The 21,271-nt window shown below is 71.2% G+C and carries 20 protein-coding genes and 1 pseudogene; 15 read left to right on the top strand and 6 right to left on the bottom strand.

The annotated features are described in order from the left end of the window. The first annotated feature begins 60 nt into the window (after positions 1-60). The 10 genes from QSK37_RS10055 to QSK37_RS10010 all read left to right on the top strand — a co-directional run bounded on the left by QSK37_RS10055 (position 61) and on the right by QSK37_RS10010 (position 10,319). A complete protein-coding gene (locus QSK37_RS10055) occupies positions 61-846 on the top strand; it encodes an SDR family NAD(P)-dependent oxidoreductase (protein ID WP_285619239.1) in 786 nt (261 codons plus the stop codon). 3 nt (positions 847-849) lie between these two features. After that, complete coding sequence (locus QSK37_RS10050; protein ID WP_285619236.1) at positions 850-2,217, top strand: class-II fumarase/aspartase family protein; 1,368 nt, start codon at positions 850-852, stop codon at positions 2,215-2,217. Beyond that, a complete protein-coding gene (locus QSK37_RS10045) occupies positions 2,210-3,157 on the top strand; it encodes a thiamine pyrophosphate-dependent dehydrogenase E1 component subunit alpha (protein ID WP_285619234.1) in 948 nt (315 codons plus the stop codon). Before QSK37_RS10050 ends, QSK37_RS10045 begins: the two co-directional genes overlap by 8 nt. Further along, the gene (locus QSK37_RS10040) at positions 3,150-4,157 is read left to right on the top strand and encodes an alpha-ketoacid dehydrogenase subunit beta (protein WP_285619233.1); all 1,008 of its coding nucleotides are present in this window, start codon (positions 3,150-3,152) and stop codon (positions 4,155-4,157) included. The genes QSK37_RS10045 and QSK37_RS10040 overlap by 8 nt, the downstream gene beginning before the upstream one ends. A gap of 63 nt (positions 4,158-4,220) precedes the next feature. After that, positions 4,221-5,201 carry a sugar ABC transporter substrate-binding protein gene (locus tag QSK37_RS10035; RefSeq protein WP_285619231.1) on the top strand — a complete coding sequence of 327 codons (981 nt, stop codon included), beginning with the start codon at positions 4,221-4,223 and terminating at the stop codon, positions 5,199-5,201. After that, positions 5,198-6,709 (top strand): sugar ABC transporter ATP-binding protein, encoded by a 1,512-nt coding sequence (locus QSK37_RS10030; RefSeq protein ID WP_285619229.1) that lies wholly within the window; start codon positions 5,198-5,200, stop codon positions 6,707-6,709. Before QSK37_RS10035 ends, QSK37_RS10030 begins: the two co-directional genes overlap by 4 nt. Next, positions 6,699-7,928, top strand: a complete 1,230-nt coding sequence (locus QSK37_RS10025; protein ID WP_285619228.1) for an ABC transporter permease — start codon at positions 6,699-6,701, stop codon at positions 7,926-7,928. Before QSK37_RS10030 ends, QSK37_RS10025 begins: the two co-directional genes overlap by 11 nt. Beyond that, the gene (locus QSK37_RS10020; RefSeq protein ID WP_285619226.1) at positions 7,925-8,398 is read left to right on the top strand and encodes a VOC family protein; all 474 of its coding nucleotides are present in this window, start codon (positions 7,925-7,927) and stop codon (positions 8,396-8,398) included. The genes QSK37_RS10025 and QSK37_RS10020 overlap by 4 nt, the downstream gene beginning before the upstream one ends. Beyond that, positions 8,389-9,231, top strand: a complete 843-nt coding sequence (locus QSK37_RS10015) for an amidohydrolase family protein (RefSeq protein WP_285619224.1) — start codon at positions 8,389-8,391, stop codon at positions 9,229-9,231. The genes QSK37_RS10020 and QSK37_RS10015 overlap by 10 nt, the downstream gene beginning before the upstream one ends. Before the next feature lie 2 nt (positions 9,232-9,233). Beyond that, complete coding sequence (locus tag QSK37_RS10010) at positions 9,234-10,319, top strand: Gfo/Idh/MocA family protein (protein WP_285619221.1); 1,086 nt, start codon at positions 9,234-9,236, stop codon at positions 10,317-10,319. 40 nt (positions 10,320-10,359) lie between these two features. Here the strand turns inward: QSK37_RS10010 and QSK37_RS10005 are convergent, their stop codons facing one another. Next, on the bottom strand, positions 10,360-10,911 hold the full coding sequence (locus QSK37_RS10005) for an RNA-guided endonuclease InsQ/TnpB family protein (protein ID WP_285619220.1): 552 nt from the start codon (positions 10,909-10,911) through the stop codon (positions 10,360-10,362). Between the two features lie 274 nt (positions 10,912-11,185). Beyond that, a pseudogene (locus QSK37_RS51665) lies at positions 11,186-11,281 on the bottom strand (helix-turn-helix domain-containing protein); the annotation flags it as partial. Between the two features lie 107 nt (positions 11,282-11,388). Between QSK37_RS51665 and QSK37_RS10000 the strand changes: the two are divergent. The 3 genes from QSK37_RS10000 (at position 11,389) to QSK37_RS09990 (ending at position 16,819) form a co-directional block, all read left to right on the top strand. Then, positions 11,389-12,381, top strand: a complete 993-nt coding sequence (locus QSK37_RS10000; protein WP_285619218.1) for a LacI family DNA-binding transcriptional regulator — start codon at positions 11,389-11,391, stop codon at positions 12,379-12,381. 128 nt (positions 12,382-12,509) lie between these two features. Continuing rightward, entirely contained in the window at positions 12,510-15,395 is a 2,886-nt protein-coding gene (locus QSK37_RS09995) for a beta-galactosidase (RefSeq protein WP_285619216.1), read from the top strand. A 14-nt stretch (positions 15,396-15,409) separates the two neighbouring features. Continuing rightward, positions 15,410-16,819 carry a glycoside hydrolase family 28 protein gene (locus QSK37_RS09990; RefSeq protein WP_285619214.1) on the top strand — a complete coding sequence of 470 codons (1,410 nt, stop codon included), beginning with the start codon at positions 15,410-15,412 and terminating at the stop codon, positions 16,817-16,819. A gap of 64 nt (positions 16,820-16,883) precedes the next feature. On the opposite strand, the gene QSK37_RS09985 is transcribed toward QSK37_RS09990, so the two are convergent. After that, on the bottom strand, positions 16,884-17,213 hold the full coding sequence (locus tag QSK37_RS09985; RefSeq protein WP_285581122.1) for a hypothetical protein: 330 nt from the start codon (positions 17,211-17,213) through the stop codon (positions 16,884-16,886). A 399-nt stretch (positions 17,214-17,612) separates the two neighbouring features. Here QSK37_RS09985 and QSK37_RS09980 point away from each other — a divergent pair, with 399 nt between their 5' ends. Beyond that, on the top strand, positions 17,613-18,470 hold the full coding sequence (locus tag QSK37_RS09980; protein WP_285619212.1) for an endo alpha-1,4 polygalactosaminidase: 858 nt from the start codon (positions 17,613-17,615) through the stop codon (positions 18,468-18,470). Positions 18,471-18,690: 220 nt separating this feature from the next. Here the strand turns inward: QSK37_RS09980 and QSK37_RS09975 are convergent, their stop codons facing one another. The 3 genes from QSK37_RS09975 to QSK37_RS09965 all read right to left on the bottom strand — a co-directional run bounded on the left by QSK37_RS09975 (position 18,691) and on the right by QSK37_RS09965 (position 21,048). Further along, positions 18,691-19,497 carry an acyl-CoA thioesterase gene (locus tag QSK37_RS09975; protein ID WP_285619210.1) on the bottom strand — a complete coding sequence of 269 codons (807 nt, stop codon included), beginning with the start codon at positions 19,495-19,497 and terminating at the stop codon, positions 18,691-18,693. 75 nt (positions 19,498-19,572) lie between these two features. Continuing rightward, complete coding sequence (locus QSK37_RS09970) at positions 19,573-20,232, bottom strand: class I SAM-dependent methyltransferase (protein ID WP_285619209.1); 660 nt, start codon at positions 20,230-20,232, stop codon at positions 19,573-19,575. Between the two features lie 63 nt (positions 20,233-20,295). Next, positions 20,296-21,048, bottom strand: coding sequence for an aldehyde dehydrogenase family protein (locus QSK37_RS09965; protein ID WP_285620082.1), 753 nt, complete (start codon positions 21,046-21,048; stop codon positions 20,296-20,298). Between QSK37_RS09965 and QSK37_RS09960 the strand changes: the two genes are divergently transcribed. Further along, positions 21,014-21,253, top strand: coding sequence for a hypothetical protein (locus QSK37_RS09960; RefSeq protein ID WP_285619208.1), 240 nt, complete (start codon positions 21,014-21,016; stop codon positions 21,251-21,253). The two genes, QSK37_RS09965 and QSK37_RS09960, sit on opposite strands and share 35 nt — an antisense overlap. The last annotated feature ends 18 nt before the right edge of the window (positions 21,254-21,271 follow it).

The raw sequence follows: 21,271 nt of genomic DNA, 5'->3' as shown, positions 1-21,271 counted from the left end.
CACGTCACAGACGCCCCCTTGTTTTCGCCGTGTTTCCGCTGTTACGTTCCAGTCAATCGTTTGAACGAAGCGAAGGAGGACGCCCGGATGGGGGTCGCGATCGACCTGACGGGGCGTACCGCGCTGGTCACCGGTGCGGCGGGAGGTCTCGGGTCCGCGTGCGCCAGGGCGCTGGCCGAGGCGGGAGCCGAGCTGGTCCTCACCGATCTCGATGAGGAGCGGCTCGCCGGAAGCGCGGCCGGGCTCGAGGCGCGCGTGCGGGCCACCGACCTGACCGACCAGGAACAGGCGACCGCGCTGATCGAGGAGGTCGGCGAGCTGGACATCCTGGTGAACTGCGCCGGGATCATGCGGACCACGCCGTTCCTGGAGGTGTCACCGCAGGAGTGGCGGCGGATCGTCGACGTCAATCTCAACGCGACGTTCTGGATCACGCAGGCGGCCGGCCGCCGGATGGTGGAGCGGGGCGGCGGATCGATCGTGACGCTCGCCTCCGTCGCCGCGCGGTCCGGCCGGCCGAACGCCTCGCACTACTCGGCCACCAAGACCGCGCTGCTGTCCCTGACGAAGTCGGCGGCCGAGGCGTTCGCGCCGGTACGGGTCAACGCGGTCTGCCCGGGCGTCTTCCTCACGCCCATGTGGGAGGAGATCATCGCCGACCGGGACCGGAGGTTCGGCGCCGGTGCGGGACAGGGCTATCTGAAAGAGGTCGGCGACCGGGCGCCGCTGCGCCGTCCCGGCCGCGCGGAGGAACTCGCGTCCGTGGTGCTCTTCCTGGCCAGCGACCTCGCGTCGTACGTGACCGGCCAGGCGCTCAACGTCGATGGCGGACTGGAGATGGACTGACGGATGGCGACGCCGAGGATGACGCAGACCTTCAAGCTGCTGCCCGAGCTGTTCGGCGACGGCGGCATGGCGGATGTCTTCTCCGCCGAGCGCACGGTGTCGGCGTGGCTCCGGGTCGAGGCGGCGCTCGCACGGGCGCAGGCCGACTCCGGGGTGCTCACCGAGAGCGAGGCCGAGGCCATCGCCGGGGCGTGCGTGCTCACCAACATCGACCTGGACCGTCTCTGGCGTGAGGCGGTCAACGTGGGCTATCCGATCCTGCCGCTGGTCCGGATGATCGCGGCCGCGCTGCCGGAGGGCCCCAACGGCCGGGTCCACTACGGCGCCACGACGCAGGACATCATGGACAGCGGCCTGTCTCTTCAGATGGGGGAGGCGCTGGACCGCCTGCTCGTGCTGGTCGGGGAGTTCGGCGACGCGCTCGCCCGGCTGGTGGAGGAACACGCGGGCACCGTCATCGCCGCGCGCACCCACGCCCAGCAGGCGGTTCCCACGACCTTCGGGGCCAAGATCGCCGTGCTGCTCGCGGAGGTGACCCGGCAGCGCGAACGGCTCAGGGCCGCCGCGCGGACGGTACGGATCGTCTCGCTCTTCGGCGCCGGGGGGACCTCGGCGGCGCTGGGCGAGAAGGCCGGCGCGGTACGGGAGGGGATGGCGCGCCGGCTCGGCCTGCGCACCACCGACGTGCCCTGGCACGTGGCCAGGGACGGCGTCGTGGAGTTCGGCGTCGCCTGCGCGGGGGTGACCGCGACGGCCGCGCGGTTCGCACGTGAGGTCGTCGACCTGTCCAGGACGGAGGTCGCCGAGGTCCGCGAGGCCGACGGTCACCACCGCGGCGCCTCCTCCACCATGCCGCAGAAGGCCAACCCGATCGGCTGCGAGGCGATCATCGGCATGTCCGGCACCGCCGGAGCGCTCAGCTCGGCCCTGTTCCGCGCGATGGAGGCGGGCCATGAGCGGGCGGCGGGGGAGTGGCAGGTCGAGTGGTACGTCGTGCCGCAGCTCGCGGAGCTCGGCGCCGGCGGGCTGGCCACGGCCGCCCAGGTCGCCGGGGGACTAAGGGTCTTCCCCCAGGCGATGAGGGACAACCTCGACGCCGAGGGCGGACTGATCATGGCCGAGGCCTACATGATGCGGCTCGCTCCGGCCCTCGGCCGGGAGCGGGCCCACGATCTGGTGTACGAGGCGGCCCACCGGGCACGGGCCGAGCGCCGCCCGCTGGCGGAGACCCTGCGGGAGCTGGCCACGCCCGGCGACTCGGCCGCCCTGGAAGAGATCCCGATCGCCCCCGACTCCTATCTCGGTGACGTCGAGGCGATCTGCACGGCCGCGCTGGCGGCGTGGCGAACGGAGGGTGCCGACGATGAGTGAGCGGCGGCTCGCGGACCTGCTGGCCATGTGGCGGATCCGCGCTTTCGAGGAAAAGGTGCGCGACCTGCGGGCCGAGGGGTCGATCGTCGGCTCCGTGCACCTGTGCATCGGCCAGGAGGCCATCCCGGTCGGCGCCTGCGACGCCCTGGAACCGGAGGACGCGCTGTTCGCGACGTACCGCGGCCACGGCTGGGCGATCGCCAGGGGCGTGCCGGTCACGCCGCTGTTCGCCGAGCTGATGGGCCGGGCCACCGGCGTGAACGGCGGCCGGGGCGGCTCGGCCTACTTCACCGCGGCCGACCACGGCTTCCACGGCGAGAACTCCATCGTCGGCGCCGGCGCGCCGATCGCGTGCGGCGCCGCGCTCGCGGGCCGGTTCGACGGCTCCGGCCGCGCGGCGGTGACCGTGTTCGGCGACGGCGCGATGAACCAGGGCGCGGTGCACGAGGCGATGAACTTCGCCGCGGCCTTCGACCTGCCCGTGGTCTTCGTCTGCGAGAACAACGGCTACTCGGAGCTGACGCCGATCGCCGACATGGTCCGCAGCGACCGTCTGGCGGGCCGGGCCGCGGCCTACGGCATGCCCGGTCACCGGATCGACGGCAACGACGCGGAGGCGGTCCGCTTCCACATGCGCGACGCGCTCGAGGTCGCGCGCGAGGGAGGCGGGCCGACGCTGCTCGAATGCGTGACCGAGCGCATCGCGGGCCACTACATCGGCGACGCCGAGACCTACCGGCGCCCGGGGGAGATGGACCGGATCCGGCGGAGAGAGCCGATCACCCGGCTGCGGGAGGGCCTGCTCGCCGACGGCGTCCCCGCCGCGGAGATCGACGCGGTCGAGACGCGGGCCAGAGGCGAGATCGACACGGCCGCCCGTACCGCCCTGGCGGCGCCGCTCGCCGACCCGGCGACCGTGAAGGAGCACCTGTATGCCTGAGATGAGCGGGACCGGTGAGGTCCGCAAGCTCTCCTACGGCGAGGCCGTCAACGCGGCCCTGCACCGCCTGATGGAGGAACTCCCCGAGACCCTGGTCTACGGAGAGGACGTCGGCGAGCCCGGAGGCGTCTTCGGCGTCACCCGCGGCTTGCGCAAGCAGTACGGCGACCGCGCGTTCGACACCCCGATCAGCGAGTCGGCGATCCTGGGCAGCGCGGTCGGGGCGGCGATGATGGGCCGGCGCCCGATCGTCGAGATCATGTGGGCGGACTTCTCCCTCGTGGCCCTCGACCAGATCGTGAACCAGGCCGCGAACGTCCGGTACGTCTCGAACGGCAGGCTCGCCGCCCCGCTGACGATCCGCACCCAGCAGGGCGGCGCCCCGGGCGCGTGCGCGCAGCACAGCCAGTGCCTCGAGGCGCTCTTCCTGCACGTCCCGGGCCTTCGGGTCTGCATGCCGTCCACCCCGCAGGACGCCTACGACCTGCTGGTGACGGCGGTGCACAGCGACGACCCGGTGCTGGTGGTGGAGAACCGGATGCTCTACTTCGGGGCCAAGGAAGAGGTACGGGTCGGCGGCGCGGCGGGACCGATGGGCGGAGCGCGCGTCCGCCGCTCCGGCACCGACGCCACGGTCGTCACGTGGGGCGCGATCACCGCCCGGGTGCTCGAGGCCGCGGAGTCCCTCGCCGGTGAGGGCGTCGACGTGGAGGTGCTGGAGACGCCCTGGCTCAACCCGTTCGACACCGAGGCGGTCACGGCCGGCGCCGCCCGCACGGGCCGGCTCGCGGTGGTGCACGAGGCCAACGTCACCGGAGGGTTCGGCGCCGAGGTCGTGGCGCGCGTCACGGAGTCGGGAGTGCCACTGTCGGCCCCGCCGCTCCGCGTCGGCACCCCCGACACGCGGATGCCGGCCGCGCCGGTCCTGGCGGAGGCGCTGGTGCCCGATGCCGCGCGCATCGCACGCGAGCTGCGGGCGCTCGTGCGAGGCGCCTCCTGAGCAGACCGTCCGGAGCCTCGGGGTGCCTTTATTAGTCAATCGTTTGACCTTCAGGAGAACCCAGTGCGCAAGCCAATCCTCGTCGCGGTCGCCCTCGCGGCCGCCGTGACCGCCTGCAGCAGCTCGACCGGTTCCACGTCCGCGCAGAGTGGAGGGAAGAAGCACTACACGATCGGCGTCTCCAACCTCGGGCTGAGCTTCCCCTTCCCGGCGGCGATCAGCAAGGGGATCAAGGAGCAGGCCGCGACGCTCGGCGTCCGGCTCGTCGAGCTGGACGCGCAGGGCAAGGCCGACAAGCAGAGCAACGACGTCCAGGACCTGATCGCCCAGCAGCCGGACGGCGTCCTCATGCTGCCCGTGGACTCCGGTGTCGCCCAGGGCCTGGCGGACCGGCTCAGCGCCGCCAAGATCCCGACGGTCGCCGTGGCCTCGCAGGTCGGCGATCCCAAGCAGCGCAAGCTCAAGGACGTCTACCCGAGCCTGGTCGCCCTGGCCACCCAGGACGAGTACGCCGCCGGCGCCCAGGCGGGGCAACTCGCGGCCAAGATCGTGCCCGGCGGCGGGAAGATGGCCGTCGTGGAGGGCCAGGCGGGCTTCGCCGAGGTCACGAACCGCTGGCAGGACTTCCCCCAGGCGGCCGCGTCCAAGGGCGGGACGTTCACCGTCGTGGCCCGCCAGCCGGGCGACTGGGTCCAGGACAAGGCGCAGTCGGCGTGCCAGAACATGCTGGCCTCCAACTCCGACATCCGCCTCTTCTACGCCGAGTCCGACGACATGTCGGTCGGCTGCGCCAAGGCGGTGGCGGCCGCCGGCTCCAAGGCGAAGGTCATCGGCATCGGCGGCAGCAAACTCGGCATCGACGCGATCAAGTCGGGTCAGGTCGCCGGCACCGTCTGCTTCAAGCCGGAGGACCTCGGCAAACTCGCGCTGAACACGCTCTACCAGGACCTGACCGGCCAGAAGAAGCAGAAAGCCGCGTTCGTCACCTACGACACGCCGGTCATCACCAAGGACAACCTCAACGACTGCACGCCGCAATGGTGACCACGCTGCTGTCCCTCGAAGGCGTCGGCAAGACGTTCCCGAGCGGCATCGTCGCCCTCCGCGACGTCCGGCTGGACGTCCGGCCCGGCAGCGTCCACGGCCTCGTGGGCGCCAACGGCGCCGGCAAGTCGACGATGATCAAGGTCATCGCGGGGGCACACGCGCCGACGGCCGGCACGATGCGCTGGAAGGGCGAGGAGGCCCGCTGGCGGAATCCCGGGGCCGCCCGGAACGCCGGCATCGCCACGATCATGCAGCACGTGCCGCTGGCGCCGGCGCTGACGGTCCTGGAGAACGTCTTCCTCGGCAGCCCGGGCCCCTGGCGGCTCCAGCGCGGCCGGCGCGCGGAGCTGGACCGGCTGCTGGACCGCGTGGGCTACGCGATCGACCCCGACGCCGAAGTGGCCGACCTGGCCATCGGCGAACGGCAGATGGTGGCGATCCTGCAGGCACTGGCCACCGGCGCCGAGCTCGTCGTCATGGACGAGCCGACGGCCTCACTCGCCGACGCCGAACGTCAGGTGGTCTTCGACGTGGTCCGGCGGCTGTCCGCGCAGGGCACCGCGTTCCTGTACGTCTCGCACTTCCTCGACGAGGTGCTCGACCTGACCGACCAGGTGACGGTGCTGCGGGACGGCACCGTCGTGGAGGACGGCGCGACCGCCGCGTACGACGAGGACCGCCTGGTCCAGGCGATCGTCGGCCGGGACCTGCTCGCCGCCGAACGCCGCGCGCCCACGCCCGTCGAGACCGGCCGCCCGCCGCTGCTCACCGTCCGCGGCCTCGACTCGCCGGCCGGCGTGCACGAGGTCTCCTTCGAGGTACGGCCCGGTGAGGTCGTCGGCCTCGCCGGACTGCTCGGCTCCGGCCGGTCGGAGATCCTGCACGCGGTCTACGGGGCCGACCCCCGCGCGCGTGGCGAGGTGCTCGTCGACGGGCGGCGCGTTCGCCGTGGGCCCCGTGCCGCGGTCGCCGCCGGCATGGCGCTCGTCCCCGAGGACCGGAACGCGCAGGGCCTGGTGGGGGCGTTCCCGATCTGGAAGAACATCTCCCTGCCCGACCTGTGCTCGCTCGCCTCGGGCCGGGCCCTGCCGAAGGAGGGGGCCGAGCGGCGGCGCGCCGTCCGGGCCATCGAGGACCTCGGCATCGTCTGCCCGGGACCCGACGCCGCCGTCACCGAGCTGTCCGGCGGCAACGCGCAGAAGGTCGTGTTCGGCAAGTGGCTGTACGGCGGCGCCCGGGTGTTCCTGCTCGACGAACCCACGGCCGGGGTCGACGTCGGCGCCAAGGCCGACATCCTCGACCTCATCCGCGGGTTCACCGCCGAGAGCGGCGCCGTGCTCATCGTGAGCAGCGAGTTCGAGGAACTGCTGGCCGTGGCGACCCGCGTCCTCGTCATCCGCGAGGGGCGCGTCGTCGCCGAGCGCGCCGCCCATGAGACCTCCGAGGAGGAACTGCTGATGCTCGCCAATGGTTTCGACGGCGGAGGAGCCCCGGATGCCGACTGAGACGCGTCATCGCTCACTCACCCTCGTGGCGACCCGCTCGCGGCTGGCCGCCGCGTTCCGGCCCGGCAACGCCGGCGTTGTGTACGCCCTCGTGCTCATCGTCATCGTGCTGACGGCCCTGTCCGCCCAGATGGGCCGGCCGAGCTACCTGTCGGCGACCAACATCACCAACATCCTCGACCAGTCGTCGCTGGTCGCGATCCTCGCCGTCTTCACGACGGTCGTGCTGATCAGCGGGAACTTCGACCTGTCCATCGCCTCGGTCGCGGCGTTCTCCGCGGCCACCGCGCTCAGCCTGGTGAGCTCGCTCGGACTGCCGCTGGCCATGGCCATCGCCCTGGGCGCCGGTCTCGTGTGCGGCGTCGTCAACGGCGTGATCGTCCAACTGGTGGGGATCAACGCGTTCATCGTGACGCTCGGCACCATGACGGCCGTCCGCGGCCTGGTGCTCATCGTCACGAACGGCCGTACGATCACCGCCAAGGACCCGGACGCGCAGCGGTCCCTGATCTCCTTGCAGGCCGGCTACTGGACGCTCTCGCACCTCCTGGCGATCATCGGCGTCCTCGCGCTGGTGGCCGGGGCCGTCGTGCTGATCCGCCGGAGGGACCGCAGGGCCGGCATCGTCGCGGTGGCGGTGGGCGTCGTGCTGATCGCCCTCGACCCGGTGTTCGGGTACGAGGTGCGGCTCAGCAAGCCGACCTACTACCTCATCGTCATCGCCGCCGTCACGTGGGCGGTGCTGCGGCACACCGTGATCGGCCGCCGCCTGTACGCGGTGGGCAGCAACGCCGAGGCGGCCCGCCTGTCGGGCATCAACGTCAACCGGTACAAGATCGGCGCGTTCGTGCTCAACGGGCTCGGCTCCGGGTTCGTCGGCGTGCTGTTCGCCGCGAAGCTGCTCGCCATCAACCCGACCGGCCTGCAGGGCACCGAGCTGACCGTCCTCGCGGCGGCCATCCTCGGCGGCACCTCGCTGTTCGGCGGCATCGGCAGCGTGCTGAAGTCCGTGGTCGGCGCGCTGATACTTTTCACTCTCGACAACGGCTTCAACGTGCTGAACCTGGGCGCCAACTACCAGGGGGTCATCGTCGGTACGGTCCTCATCGTGGCCGCCGCGATCTACACGATCGCCGGCCGCCAGCGTCAGGCCCGCGGCGGGCGCAGGTCGGCGGCGCGGGCCACACCCGGTCCGAAGAAGCAGGAGGCCCTGCGGTGAACGGCGTCTGGCACTTCTCCTTCACCGTCGCGGACCTCGACCGGTCGATGGCCTTCTACCGGGACCTGCTCGGCTTCACCCTCGTGCACCGCCAGGACCAGGACAACGACTACACGCGCCGGCTCGTCGGCTACCCCGACGCCGTGCTTCGCGTGGCACAACTCGCCGTCCCCGGCCAGCCCCGCGGCGTCTCCAGCCACGACCTGGAACTCGTGGAGTACGTACGGCCACGGGGCGCGCCCCGGGACCCGGCGCGCCACCTGCCGGGCGCCGCCCACATGGCCCTCACCGTCGAGGACGCACGGGCGGAGTACACGCGGCTGTCCGCGGCGGGGGCCCGGTTCGTCTCCCCGCCGAACGAGATCACCGCGGGAGTCAACGCGGGCGGGGCGGCCTGCTACTTCCTCGACCCCGACGACATCACCCTGGAGCTCGTACAGCCGCCGCCGAGGGAGGACTCATGGCCGTGATCGACGCTCACCTGCACTTCTGGGATCTGGAGACGGGCTCCTACCCGTGGCTGACGCCCGCCTCCGGTTCGATCTTCCGCACCTTCGCGCCCCCGGAGGTGCTCCCACAGCTCGACGCCGCGGGAGTGGACCGCGTGGTGCTGGTGCAGGCCGCCGGCACCTACGCCGACACCGACGCGATGCTCGCGCAGGCGGACGCCCATGACGTCATCGCCGCCGTCGTCGGCTGGGTGCCGCTGAACCGCCCCGCCGAGGCCGCCCGGGCCCTGGAACGGTACGCCGCGCATCCCAAGTTCGCGGGGGTGCGGCATCTCATCCACGACGAGACCGATCCCGACTGGGTGGTCCAGGACCCGGTGATCGAGGGCCTCGGCCTGCTCGCCGAGGCCGGGCTGCCGTTCGACGTGGTCGCGGTGCTCCCACGGCACCTGGAGCACGTGCCGACGCTCGCCGAACGCGTGCCGGGCCTGCGCATGGTCATCGACCATCTCGCCAAGCCGCCGATCAGGGAGAAGGGGTGGGAGCCGTGGGCCTCGCTCCTCGCCCGCGCGGCCGAGTACCCCGACGTGTACGCCAAGGTCTCCGGGCTGAACACCGCCGCCGACCCCGAGACCTGGACCGCCGAGGACCTGCGGCCGTACGTCGACCACGCGCTCGGGCTCTTCGGGGCGGACCGGCTGATGTTCGGCGGTGACTGGCCGGTGGCGACACTGGCCGGCGACTACGCCAAGGTGTGGAGGGAGACCGGCGTGCTGCTGCGGGACCTGCCGGAGACCGAACGGGCCGCCGTCCTGGGCGGAACCGCCGCGCGCTTCTACGGCATCGGGGGCTGACCGTGCTCGATGTCTTCGCCCCCATCGCCGCCGCCGTCGACCTCACCATTCCGCCCGAGCACCGGCTGCCCGTCGCCGTCGTCGGCGCGGGCGCCATCGTCGACGTCGCCCACCTGCCCGCCTACCGCGCGGCCGGGCTGGAGATCACCGGCCTGTTCGACCTCGACACCGGCAAGGCGCGGGCCACGGCGCGCGACCACGGCATCGAGCGGGTCTACGGATCGCTGGAGGAGCTGCTCGCCGACGAACGGGTGGCCGTCGTGGACATCGCGGTCGCGCCGAACGCCCAGCCGGGCATCGCCAGGACCGCGATCGAGGCCGGCAAGCACCTGCTCTGCCAGAAACCCTTCGCGCCCGACGCCGCCACCGGCCGGGAACTGGTCGACCTCGCCCGCGAACGCGGCGTGAAGGTCGCGGTGAACCAGCAGCTGCGCTTCGACGAGGGAATCGCCGCCGCGCGGGCCATGGTCAGGGCCGGCTGGATCGGCGAGCCGACGGCGATGACCTTCACCGTGAACATCTACACCGACTGGAGCGCGTGGGACTGGCTCGTCGCCTCCGACCGGCTGGAGATCGCCTACCACTCGATCCACTACCTGGACGCGGTCCGCTCGATCCTCGGCGACCCGGAGCGCGTGTTCTGCACCGGGAGCCGCACGCCCGGCCAGGTCGCCAAGGGCGAGACCCGGACGATGAGCACGCTGGTCTATCCGGGCGACGTACGCGCGCTGGTCCACGCCACACACGAGAACCGGACGGGCGACTACGAGGCCGCCTTCCGGATCGACGGCGCCGAAGGGGCGATCAAGGGCACGCTCGGGCTGCTCTACGACTACCCGCACGGGCGTCCCGACACCCTGGAGGTCAACAGCCGGACCCTGCCGACCGACGGCTGGCTGCCCTACCCGGTGACCACCCGGTGGCTGCCCGACGCCGTCGCCGGGCCGATGGGGTCGCTGCTGGCCGCGATCGCCGAAGGCGGCGAGCCGGATACGGCGGCGGCGGACAATCTCCGTACCCTCGATCTCATGGACGCGCTGTATCGATCCATGCGGACCGGAGAGAGTGAAAGACTCGGTTCGTTTTGACGTCCTCCGTCTGAAGGCGGGGGATTTCAACCCGATTCCCCTACCGAGAGGAGGGAACAGGTTGAGGTTCGCGGTTCATGGCCCCGCCCAACGGCTGGAGGGCTCCCCGCACGGGAGGTCGGTCGGGGCTGGTTGGTCGGGAGAGGCACGTCACGGCATGCCCTGCCGCGATGTTCTTGGCCGCGTTCACGTCCGCGTGATCGACATGCCCGCAGGCGCGACAGCGAAAGACCGCTTGGCTCTCACGGTTGTCCGCTGCGCAATGCCCACAAACATGACAGATCTGGGATGTGTAGGCGGGGTTGATCTTCTCGACTCGGCCGGCGGCTTTGTGCTCCAGACGCCTTGCCAGATGACCCCATCCGGCCGCGTGGATGGAACGGTTGAGTCCGGCCTTGGCCCGCACGTTCACACCCGGCGCAGCGATGGTGCCGCGTGCGGAACGGACCATATTGCCGATCTTCAAATCTTCGATGCGGATCAGGTCGAAGCGGCGGGCCAGATCGGTGGAGGTCTTCTCGGCCCAGTCCGGCGGGCATGTCGCGGGACCAGCGGACGGGTACCCAGCCCACCTTCGGTATCCGAACTTCACCGACCTTGCGGGACAGCCGCCGTACATCCCAGTGGTTACCGCGCTGTCCGACGATCCGGAACCCTTCATGGATGCCCGTCTTACGCCATGTTGGACGCCGATGCGTCCCAGCGAAGAAGTTCGCCCTGGCTTGGGCGAAATCCCGCAACGCCTGCTGCTGCACCGTCTGCGATCCCGCCGCCAGCCACGCGCACTCTCTCCTGGCCTCGGTCAGCTGACGGGACTGTTCGGCATAGCCCGGCGCACTCGCCCGCCCCGGCCGCCAATGCCGATGCTGCTCCACTGCGAGATTCCACACATACCGGGCATGCGCGCAGTGCTCCAGCAACGCCGCCTCCTGAGCGGGCGTGGGCTGGAGCCGAAATCGCATGCCGGCACGCTAACCACCACCACCGACATTCTGAGGAGGGAGCGGCGTTTAGACCCCGGCCGCAAGGCCGGGGTCTCCACGCCACGTAGCCGATGAGAACGGCCCGTGTGACTCTGGCGGACGTCGCCGCGATGGCCAAGGTGGACCGCGCGGTCGTGTCCCGGGTGGTCAATGACGATCCCACCCTCAACATCCGGCCGGAGACCCGCCAGCGGGTCCTGGCGGCGATCAAGGAGCTCGGTTACCGGCCCAACGTAACCGCCCGCAGTCTCCGTACCGCGCGGGCCCACATGTTCGGGCTGTTCATCCCCGACTTCGCCAACCCCGTGTACGCGGAGATCATCAAGGGCGCCGAGGCCGCCGCCGCGGCGCTGGGGTGCGTGCTGGTCACCGGCAGCGCCACCGGCGCCGGGCTGGGCGGCTACATGGACCTGCTCGGCCCCGGCCGGATCGACGGCCTGCTGCTGGCGGGGTCGGGGGAGGACACCGGGCTGATCGAGCAGCTCCACCGTGCCGCCGTGCCATGGATCATGCTCAACCGGCGCAGCCCGGCGGTCGACCGCTACGTGATCCTGGACGACGAGCGTGCGGCCCGGCTCGCCGTCGGGCATCTCGTCGGGCTCGGCCACCGGCGCATCGCCCATCTCGCCGGCCCGTCCGGCGCGGACACGGCGCAGCGGCGGTTCGCCGGCTACTCCGCGGCGATGCGTGAGGCCGGGCTGCCGGACGGGCCGATCGCCGCCGCCGACTACACGCCGGCCGGCGGGGCCGCGGCGATGGGCTCGCTGCTCGCCGACCCCCATCCGCCGACCGCCGTCTTCGTGGCCAATGTGGCGTCCGCCATCGGCGCGATGGAGCGGGTGCGCGAGGAGGGGCTGGAGATACCCCGCCAGATGTCCATCGTGGCCGTGCATGACCTGGACCTCGCCAGCTATCTGGCGCCGCCCCTGACCACGGTGCGGATGCCGCTGGAGGAGCTGGGTCGCCGTGGTGTCTCGCTGCTGAACGGCCTCGAGCCCGACGACAGCGTCGAGGAGATCCTCGCCGGCCCGATGGCGCTGATCACCCGGGCCTCCACCGCTCCTCCGCCCGAGGACTGACGACCGCGGCGCCCCGGAGCGTGGGCGGTGCCGACGTCGGCCAATCCGGATCAAACGATTGACCTGCGTGGCACCGCACGGTAGGACCGGGGTTTAGGAAAACCTTTTCCCGACGAAGGGATGGGCCGATGGCGATCCGGCGGCCTCTTCTGGCCCTGGTGCTCGCGTGCCTGCTGACGACCGGCCTTCTCGCCGGGCCCGTGCACGCCGAGAGCGGGGCCGGACGGCACACGGTCGGCTATGACCGTTACTCGCTGACGATCGACGGTAAGCGGATCTTTCTGTGGTCCGGTGAGTTCCACTACTGGCGGTTGCCCAGCCCCGCCCTGTGGCGTGACGTCCTGGAGAAGATGAAGGCCGCCGGGTTCAACGCGGTGTCCATCTACTTCGACTGGGGCTACCACTCACCGCGCCAGGGCGTGTACGACTTCACCGGGGTGCGTGACGTCGACCGGCTGCTGGACATCGCCGACCAGGTCGGGCTGTACGTCATCGCCCGCCCGGGCCCGTACATCAACGCCGAGACCGACTCCGGCGGCTTCCCCGGCTGGCTGACGACGCTCAAGGGCAAGGCCCGCTCCACCGATCCGGCCTACCTCGCCGCCGCGAACGAGTGGCTCGGCCGGATCGACCGGATCCTCGCCCGGCACCAGGTCACCGACGGCCGCGGCCCCGTGCTCCTCTACCAGGTGGAGAACGAGCTCTACAACGTGAAGCAGAGCGAGGAGGAGAGCCGGGCGTACCTGGGCGCGCTGGAGAAGAAGGTCCGCTCCGACGGCATCACGGTGCCGTTCACCGGCGCGAACGACGCCAGGTTCACCTCCGGCACGGGCGCCGCCGACCTCGAGGGGTACACGGTCTACCCGCAGAGCTTCAACTGCGCCGAGCCCGGCAAGTGGAAGCCGGTCCCCGACGACTACGGGCAGTACCGTGCGGGGCTCCCCGACACACCGGTGAACTTCGCCGAGTTCCAGGGCGGCGCGTTCGACCAGTGGGGCGGCGCGGGCCATGAGAACTGCCGGACGCTGACCGGCCCCGACTTCGAGCGGGTCTTCGAGGAGGCCAACATCGCCGCGGGCGCGACGATGCAGAACTTCTACATGACCTACGGCGGTACGAACTGGGGCTGGCTCGCCACGGACTTCGACTACACGTCCTACGACTACGGCGCCGCGATCGACGAGGCGCGGCGGCTCACCCCCAAGTACACCGAGCAGAAGTTCCTCGGCTACCTGGTCCAGTCCGTGGCCCCGCTGCGGACCACGGATCCGCTCACCACCGCGCCGCCGGACAACACCGCGGTCCGGATGGACGCGCGGGTCGACCCGAACACCGGGACGCGGTTCTACGTCGTGCGCCACGCCGACTCGACCTCCACCGCCGACGACCGGACGCACCTCGCGCTCGACCTCGGCGCGGTGGGCCGCTACCCGAGCGTGCCGAGCGCGCCCGGCACCGACCTGACCCTCGCCGGGCGGGACTCGAAGCTGCTCGTCGCCGCGTACCGGTTCGGTGGCCAGGAGCTGGTCTATTCGACGTCGGAGCTGATGACGCAGGGGACGTTCGCCCAGCCCTCCGGCACCGGCGAGCAGGACATCGCGGTGCTGTACGGCCGCCACGGCCAGGACGGGGAGACCGTCCTGCGCTACGCCTCCCAGCCGAAGGTCACCGTGCTGTCCGGCTCGGTGCGGGCGAGCTGGGACGCCGGCCGGCACGACCTGCGACTCGACTACGCGCACGACGGCCTGGCCCGCGTGCTCGTCCACGGCGGCACGCGCGACCTGCTGTTGCTGATCGGCGACGACCAGGCCGCCGGGAGCTTCTGGCGTGTCGACACGAGCGCCGGGCCGTTCCTCGCCCGCGGCCCCTACCTGGTACGCGGCGGATCCGCCTCGGGCCGCAGCGGGGAGGTCGCGCTGACCGGCGACACCGACCGGGCCGGACCGCTGGAGGTCTTCACCCCGCAGGACGCGCGTTCGGTGCGCTGGAACGGCCGCCCGGTCCGCGTGACGCCGACGAGTTCCGGCAGCCTCAGCGGGGAGCTGGCCGGGCCGCGCCCGGTGTCGCTGCCGGCGCTGACGAACTGGCGGTACCGCTACGAGACGCCGGAGGCCCAGCCGGGCTTCGACGACTCCACCTGGCGGGCCGCCGACCACACCACGACGGACAACCCGTACTGGGACGGCAAGGCGCCGGTCCTGTACCCGGACGACTACGGCTTCCATCACGGCGACACGTGGTACCGCGGGCACTTCACCGCGACCGGAGGCCAGACCGGCATCACGCTGTCCGCCACGGTCACCGACCACGGCGCGTACGCCGTCTGGCTGAACGGCCACTACCTCGGCAGCGGCGGCGACGGGAGCAAGCAGTTCGACTTCCCCGCCTCGGCGCTCCGGCCGGGCGCGGACAACGTCGTGTCCGTGCTGGCCGAGAACATGGGCCACGATCAGGACCGGGCCGCCGACGACTCGTACCGGGAGCCGCGCGGTCTCACCGGCGCCGAGCTCACCGGCTCGGCCACGACGGTCAAGTGGCGGATCCAGGGCGACCAGGGCGGCGAGAAGCCGGCCGACCCGGTGCGCGTTCCGTACAACAACGGCGGCCTGTACGGGGAGCGGGCCGGCTGGTACCTGCCGGGCCGCCAGGACGCGGCCTGGCCGACGGTGAGCCTGCCGCACGCGGAGCCGACCCCCGGCGTGGGCTGGTACCGGACGACGTTCCGGCTGAACGTCCCCAAGGGACAGGACGTCCCGGTCGGGCTCCGGATCGACGACGACGCGGCGCGTCACTACCGGGCACTGATCTTCGTCAACGGCTGGCAGGTCGGCCGGTACATCAATGACGTGGGTCCGCAGCACGTGTTCCAGGTGCCCGCCGGAATCCTGCGGACCGACGGCGAGAACACGATCGCGATCGCGGCCTGGGGCCTGGACGGCTCCGGCGGGCTCGGTGACGTCTCGCTCGTGCGGGAGGGCGACTACGCCGGTCCCGTCTCCGATTCTTCGCGATGAAAGGAATCCTCCCGATGACCTCACACGACTGGTCGCGCAGGACGGTGCTCGGGACGGCCGGCGGCCTGTTCCTGGCCGGAGCCGCCGTGGCGGTGAGCGGGCCCGCCGGGGCCGCGACCACCGGTGGCCACGGGCGGCCCGGGTGGGGGTACGCCGAGGGCATCGCGCGGCGCGTGCGGCCGCCGCGGTTCCCGGACCGCCGTTTCCCGGTCACGTCCTACGGTGCGGTGGGCGACGGGCGGACCGCGTGCACCGAGGCGTTCGACCGGGCCGTCAAGGCATGCAACGCCGCGGGCGGCGGGCACGTCATCGTCCCGGCCGGTACGTACGCGACCGGGCCGATCCACCTGCTGGACAACGTCGACCTGCACCTGGAGAAGGGCGCGCGGATCACCTTCAGCACGAACCCCGCCGACTTCCTGCCGGTGGTCTACAGCCGGTGGCAGGGCATCGAGTGTTACAACTACTCGTCGCTCATCTACGCCTACGGCCGCAAGAACATCGCGGTCACCGGATCGGGCACGCTCGACGGCCAGGCCGGGTACGACAACTGGTGGTCCTGGAACGGCGACGACGCGGCGGACGCGGCGTGGGCCACGCTGCAGAAGATGGCCGCCGACGGTGTCCCGGTGAGGCAACGGGTGTTCGGCGCCGGATCCGACCTGCGGCCGAACTTCATCCAGTTCTACCGGTGCCGGAACGTCCTCATCGACGGGGTCACGATCGTCGACTCACCGATGTGGGAGATCCACCCGGTCCTCTCGGAGAACGTCACCGTCCAGAACGTCACCGTCGTCAGCAAGGGCCCGAACAACGACGGCTGCGACCCGGAGTCCTGCCGGTCCGAGGTGATCCGCGGCTGCTCGTTCGACGTCGGCGACGACTGCATCGCGATCAAGTCCGGTCGCGACGCCGACGGCCGCCGGGTCGGCGTGCCGTGCTCGGACGTGCTCATCGAGGACACCGAGATGATCAACCGGTACGGCGCGATCGCCATCGGCAGCGAGACCTCGGGCGGCGTGGCGAACGTGTACGTGAGGAACTGCCGGATGGGCGGCTCCGATCTGCACTACGGCCTCTACGTGAAGACGAACTCGGTGCGCGGCGGGCTGATCGAGAACATCTACCTGAGGGGCATCGCGGTCAGCGGCATCAACCACGAGTTCATCTCCATGAACCTCAACCACGGCGAGGGGGACACCGGGGACCACGACCCGATCGTGCGCAACGTCGAGGTGCGCGACCTGACCTGTGACAAGGCGCGTGCCGTCGCGAGCATGGTCGGCTACGAACGCGACCCGATCACGAATGTCCGACTGCGCGACTGCGCGTTCAGCGAAATCCAGCAGGACAGCCAGATCCAGTACGTCGAGGGCCTGTCAATTCGCGACGTCCTGGTCAACGGCGAGCCCATGACTCGTTGATTTTCGCGGAATGCAGCGATGCGTGGCGGCGGGGGCGCGCGGAGCGCCGCCACGCAGTTCAATTTCAGTCGAAATGAATCTGTGAGAACACTATCCCGGCCGGACCGAAGTACTTCTCCTGGTACTTCTTGAAGCCCACGTGCGTGCCGTTGTCCGCGCGCACGAGGTAGCCGCGGTGGTCGCCGGACCGGATGAGGTCGACGCCGACGGAGGGCATGTCATACGTGACGTCGTGCCCTTCCGTGCACTCACTCGTCGGCGTGCCGCCGGCGTAAAGGATGAAGAATGTGTCGGGAGTGCAGACGACGTCGGCGTGTGCCGGGGCGGCCATTGTGGCCGAGGCCACGGCGATGCCGGTCGCGGTCACTCCGGCGGCGACGAGTCGTTTGATCATCGGGCTCCTTTCGAAAAGCCTCCGAACGTTTCATTGGGTAAGACGTGGGCGCGCTCGGAAAGGTTTACCGATGATGACTCGTGAATTCTTCATGTCGTGACGCGCGGGCCGCGAACGGAGTTCGCCGACTCGACCCGGAGTGGGCCGCGGCCGCCGCGAAACGGCGAAACGGCAGGTCGCTCGCTTTCTCGCCGGAAAGGGTTGCGCGAGACCCGTCGATGGGCGATCCTCTCTGCTGGCCGACGGAAGGAGCGATCTTTCGCGTGCTGGCGTCAGTCCTGCGGATCCCCATGGGCGACGCCACCCCTGCCGCCGCGGTGATGCCGGGGCCGGTGAGTACGGGGAGTGCGGAACAGCACGCATGCCGCCCCGTGGTTCTCCGTCTCACGAGGAGCGTTCATGCGTCATCGAGTACGCCTCATCGTCGCCGCTCTCGCGGCCCTCTTCACCTGTCTGGCGCCGGCCGTGCCGGTCCAGGCCGCCGCCGCCCTCCCGGCTCCGGTCTCGTGTGCCGGCTGCTGGCATCCGGCCTTGAACACCAGCTGGCAGTGGCAGCTCTCATCGGTGCCGTCCGCGCCGTACCTGGACGTCACCATGTACGACATCGACGGCTTCGACGCCACGGCCGGTGACGTCTCCCAGCTGCACTCCACCAAGTCCGGCCGCAAGGTCGTCTGCTACATCAGCGCGGGCACGTACGAGGACTGGCGGCCGGACGCCGGGAAGTTCCCGAGCGGCGTCCTCGGCGACGACGTCGACGGCTGGGCGGGCGAGCGCTGGCTGGACATCCGGCAGTACGCCGGAACACTCGGCACGATCCTCAAGGCGCGCATGGACATGTGCGCGTCCAAGGGCTTCGACGCCATCGAGTTCGACAACGTCGACGGCTACACCAACGACTCCGGCTTCCCGCTCACCGCGAACGACCAGCTGAACTTCAACGCCTGGCTGGCGAACCAGGCGCACAGCCGTGGTCTGTCGGTCGGGCTGAAGAACGACAACGGCCAGCTCAAGACCCTCCAGCCGTACTTCGACTGGGCCCTCAACGAGGAGTGCTGGACCTACGGCGAGTGCACCAGCGCGCAGACCGGCGGCTACGGCTATGACAAGTACGTCGCCGCGGGCAAGGCCGTCTTCAACGTCGAGTACGACCTGGCCACCTCGAAGTTCTGCTCGAAGGCCAACGCGCAGAACTTCAACTCTTTGAAGAAGGACCTGGACCTGACCGCCTACCGGGTTCCCTGCCGCGGCGTCTGACCGTTCCGGCCGTACCGGCCCCGCCGGATCGCCTCCTCGGCGTTCCGGTGGGGCCCGTCGCAGGTAAGCGGTTCGGCCGATGTCAGATCGGCATGGCACGCGCCGTAATCGGTCGAACCGATTACGGGAAGAGGTGGTCAGATGATCGACAGGCGGGCGTTCGGGAAGCTCATCGGAACCCGGACTACGTGCGTTGTCATCCGGCGCCATCGCGCCGTGGTCATCGTCGCGACGAGTCGCCGGGTTCCCGCAGGAGGGCCTCCTGGGCCACCGAGGCGACCAGGGTTCCGTCGAGGGTCCGTACCGAGCCCTGAGCCAGGCCGCGGGCGCCCACGTGGGCGACGGGGTTCATGGAGTACAGCAGCCACTGGTCGACGCGCGGCGGGCGGTGGAACCAGACGGCGTGGTCGAGGCTCACTCCCAGTGCCCCGGACTCGGGCGACCGGGCCGCCCGTACGACGGCGAGGTCCGACAGGTAGGTGAGCACGCACGCGTGCCGTGCCGGATCCGCGCCGACCGGCGTCGTCACCCGCGCCCAGAAGGGATGGGCGACCGGGAAGGGGCCCTCGGGCGGGGCGACCGGCCGGATCTCGACCGGCTGGTCGTCGCCGAACAGCAGGGACAGCCGCACCGGGCGGAGACCGTCGGGCGGCGGTACGGACGCGGGAGCGGCCGCCTGCCAGTCCTCACCCGGCTCGGGATCGTGGAAGGAGGCGATCATCTCGAAGATCGGCTTCCCTTCCTGGCGGGCGGTGACGTCGCGCGTGGAGAAGGCGCGTCCGTCGCGCGTCCGGGTCACCTCGAACCGCAGCGGCAGGCCCGGCCGGCCGGGCCGCAGGAAGTAGGCGTGAAGGGAGTGCGCCCGCCGTCGCGCGTCGACGGTGAGACCCGCGGCGCGCAGGGCCTGCGCCGCCACCTGCCCGCCGAAGGACCGCTCCAGCGCGCCGTCCTGCGGGGCGGAGAGGAACGAATCGCCGTCGAGTCGTTGGAGTTCGAGTGAGTCCCAGAACAGCGCTGCGTCGGTCACGGGTCCCTTTCGTCCGGACGAGGCGGGCGCGGGACATTCTCCCCCAGACCGGGCGCGCGGACCCGCGCGGCATCGCTACTCGGCGTCGGTCGCCCTCCGTCCGAGCAGGTCGTATCCCACGAAGGTGAACATGGACTCGCCCGCCGCCAGAGGTCGTGGTTCGGCCGTGAAGCGGTGCACGCCGACCCCGAAGCCCGCGTCGGGCGGCGACAGCCAGAGCCGCTCGAACCCGGACTGTTCGAACCAGTCGCAGATCAGCGGCACGCGGTCGGGGGCCGAGCGATGCCGGGTCCAGATGACGGTTCCTCCGGTCTTGGTGAGCTGAGGGCCGAATGTGATGGTGCGCTGGATGTCCTCGTCGGTGAGGTTGCCGAACAGGCCGCACATCAGGACCACGTCGGCCGGGACCATGCCGCGGTAATGGTCGATGAGCGCGGCGTCGGCCGTGAGCACCTCCACCTGGTCGAGCCCCGCGGCTTCGACCGCCGCCGAGGCAGACGCGGTGTTGCGTTCGTCCAGTTCCACCAGCCGCGCTCGAACGTCGGCCCGGCGGGAATGGCCGTCGAGCACCTCCAGCAGGTCCCGGCCCTGGCCGGCGCACAGGCTGACGACCCGCAGCGGCCCGGGCGGGCAGGCGTCCAAAGCGGCACCGACCTGTCGTCGCACCGCTTTCAGCCGCCGGGCCAGCGATGAATCCGGACGGTCGTACTCGTCGTGCCAGGCCCGCCAGTCCACGAGCGTCACCCTAACCGCCGGATGGGACGGCCGCCGGCCTGTCGAAGGGGTGTCCCGGGCCGGTCATACGGTCATCGTCATCAGCTCCACGTACGTGGCGAGGCCGGCGGCGCCGTACTCGCGGCCGAGGCCGCTGGACTTGCGGCCGCCGAACGGTCCGTCGAAGGTGATGGGCCTGCCGTTGACGCCGACCGTGCCGGTGCGCAGGCGGCGGGCGACCGCGACGGCGCGGGCCTCGTCGGCCGACCAGACGCCGCCGGACAGGCCGTACTCGGCCCGCAGGTCGACGTCGTCCAGGAGCACCGCCGCGGACTTGCCGCCCGGCTCCAGGCTCACGCGCTTGAGCTGCTCGCCGGCGATGGCGGCGATGCGGCGGCCCGCGCGGGTGGAGCCGGTGAAGGAGATCTCGTCGACGCCGGGGTTCGCGACGATGTGCTCGCTGGTCTCCCGGTCGGCCGGCAGCACGCTCATCACGCTCTCGGGCAGGCCGAGCCGGTCGACCAGGTCCGCGAACAGCGCCATGCTGAGGGAGTTCTCCGGCGACACCTTGAGCACGACGGTGTTGCCCGCGAGGAGCGCCGGGACCACCTTGGCGAGCGCGGCGGACAACGGGGAGTTCCACGGGATCACCGCCGCGACCACGCCGATCGGCTCGCGCCGTACGACGGTGCGGAACGCCTGCGCGGGGTCGGAGGGCGTCCGTTCCTCCTCCCAGCCGAACTCCTCCGCCGCCCTGACGTAGGCGTTCACCGGCCGGCCCATGCGGCCCTGCCCGGCGCGGGTGAACCCCAGCGCCGAGCCGTTCTCGGCCGTGATCAGCGCGGCGATCTCATCGGCGCGTTCCTCGCGCAGCGTTGAGGCGGCGGATCAGCGCGATGCGCTCGCCCGGTCCGGTGCGCGGCCAGGAACCGTGGTCGAACGCGGCGCGCGCGACGGCCACCGCCCGGTCCACATCCGCCGGCGCGGCGCGAACGCCGTCGCCGCCGGCGGAACCTGGAACCGTCGCGCGGCCATCCGATAGGGGACGTGAGGAGCAGTG

The sequence above is a fragment of the Actinoallomurus iriomotensis genome (assembly GCF_030269445.1).
In the GTDB taxonomy this organism is placed as follows: Bacteria; Actinomycetota; Actinomycetes; order Streptosporangiales; family Streptosporangiaceae; genus Actinoallomurus; species Actinoallomurus iriomotensis.
The sequence above is the reverse complement of the archived record's forward strand: the minus strand, read 5'-3'. Positions and strand labels throughout refer to the sequence as shown.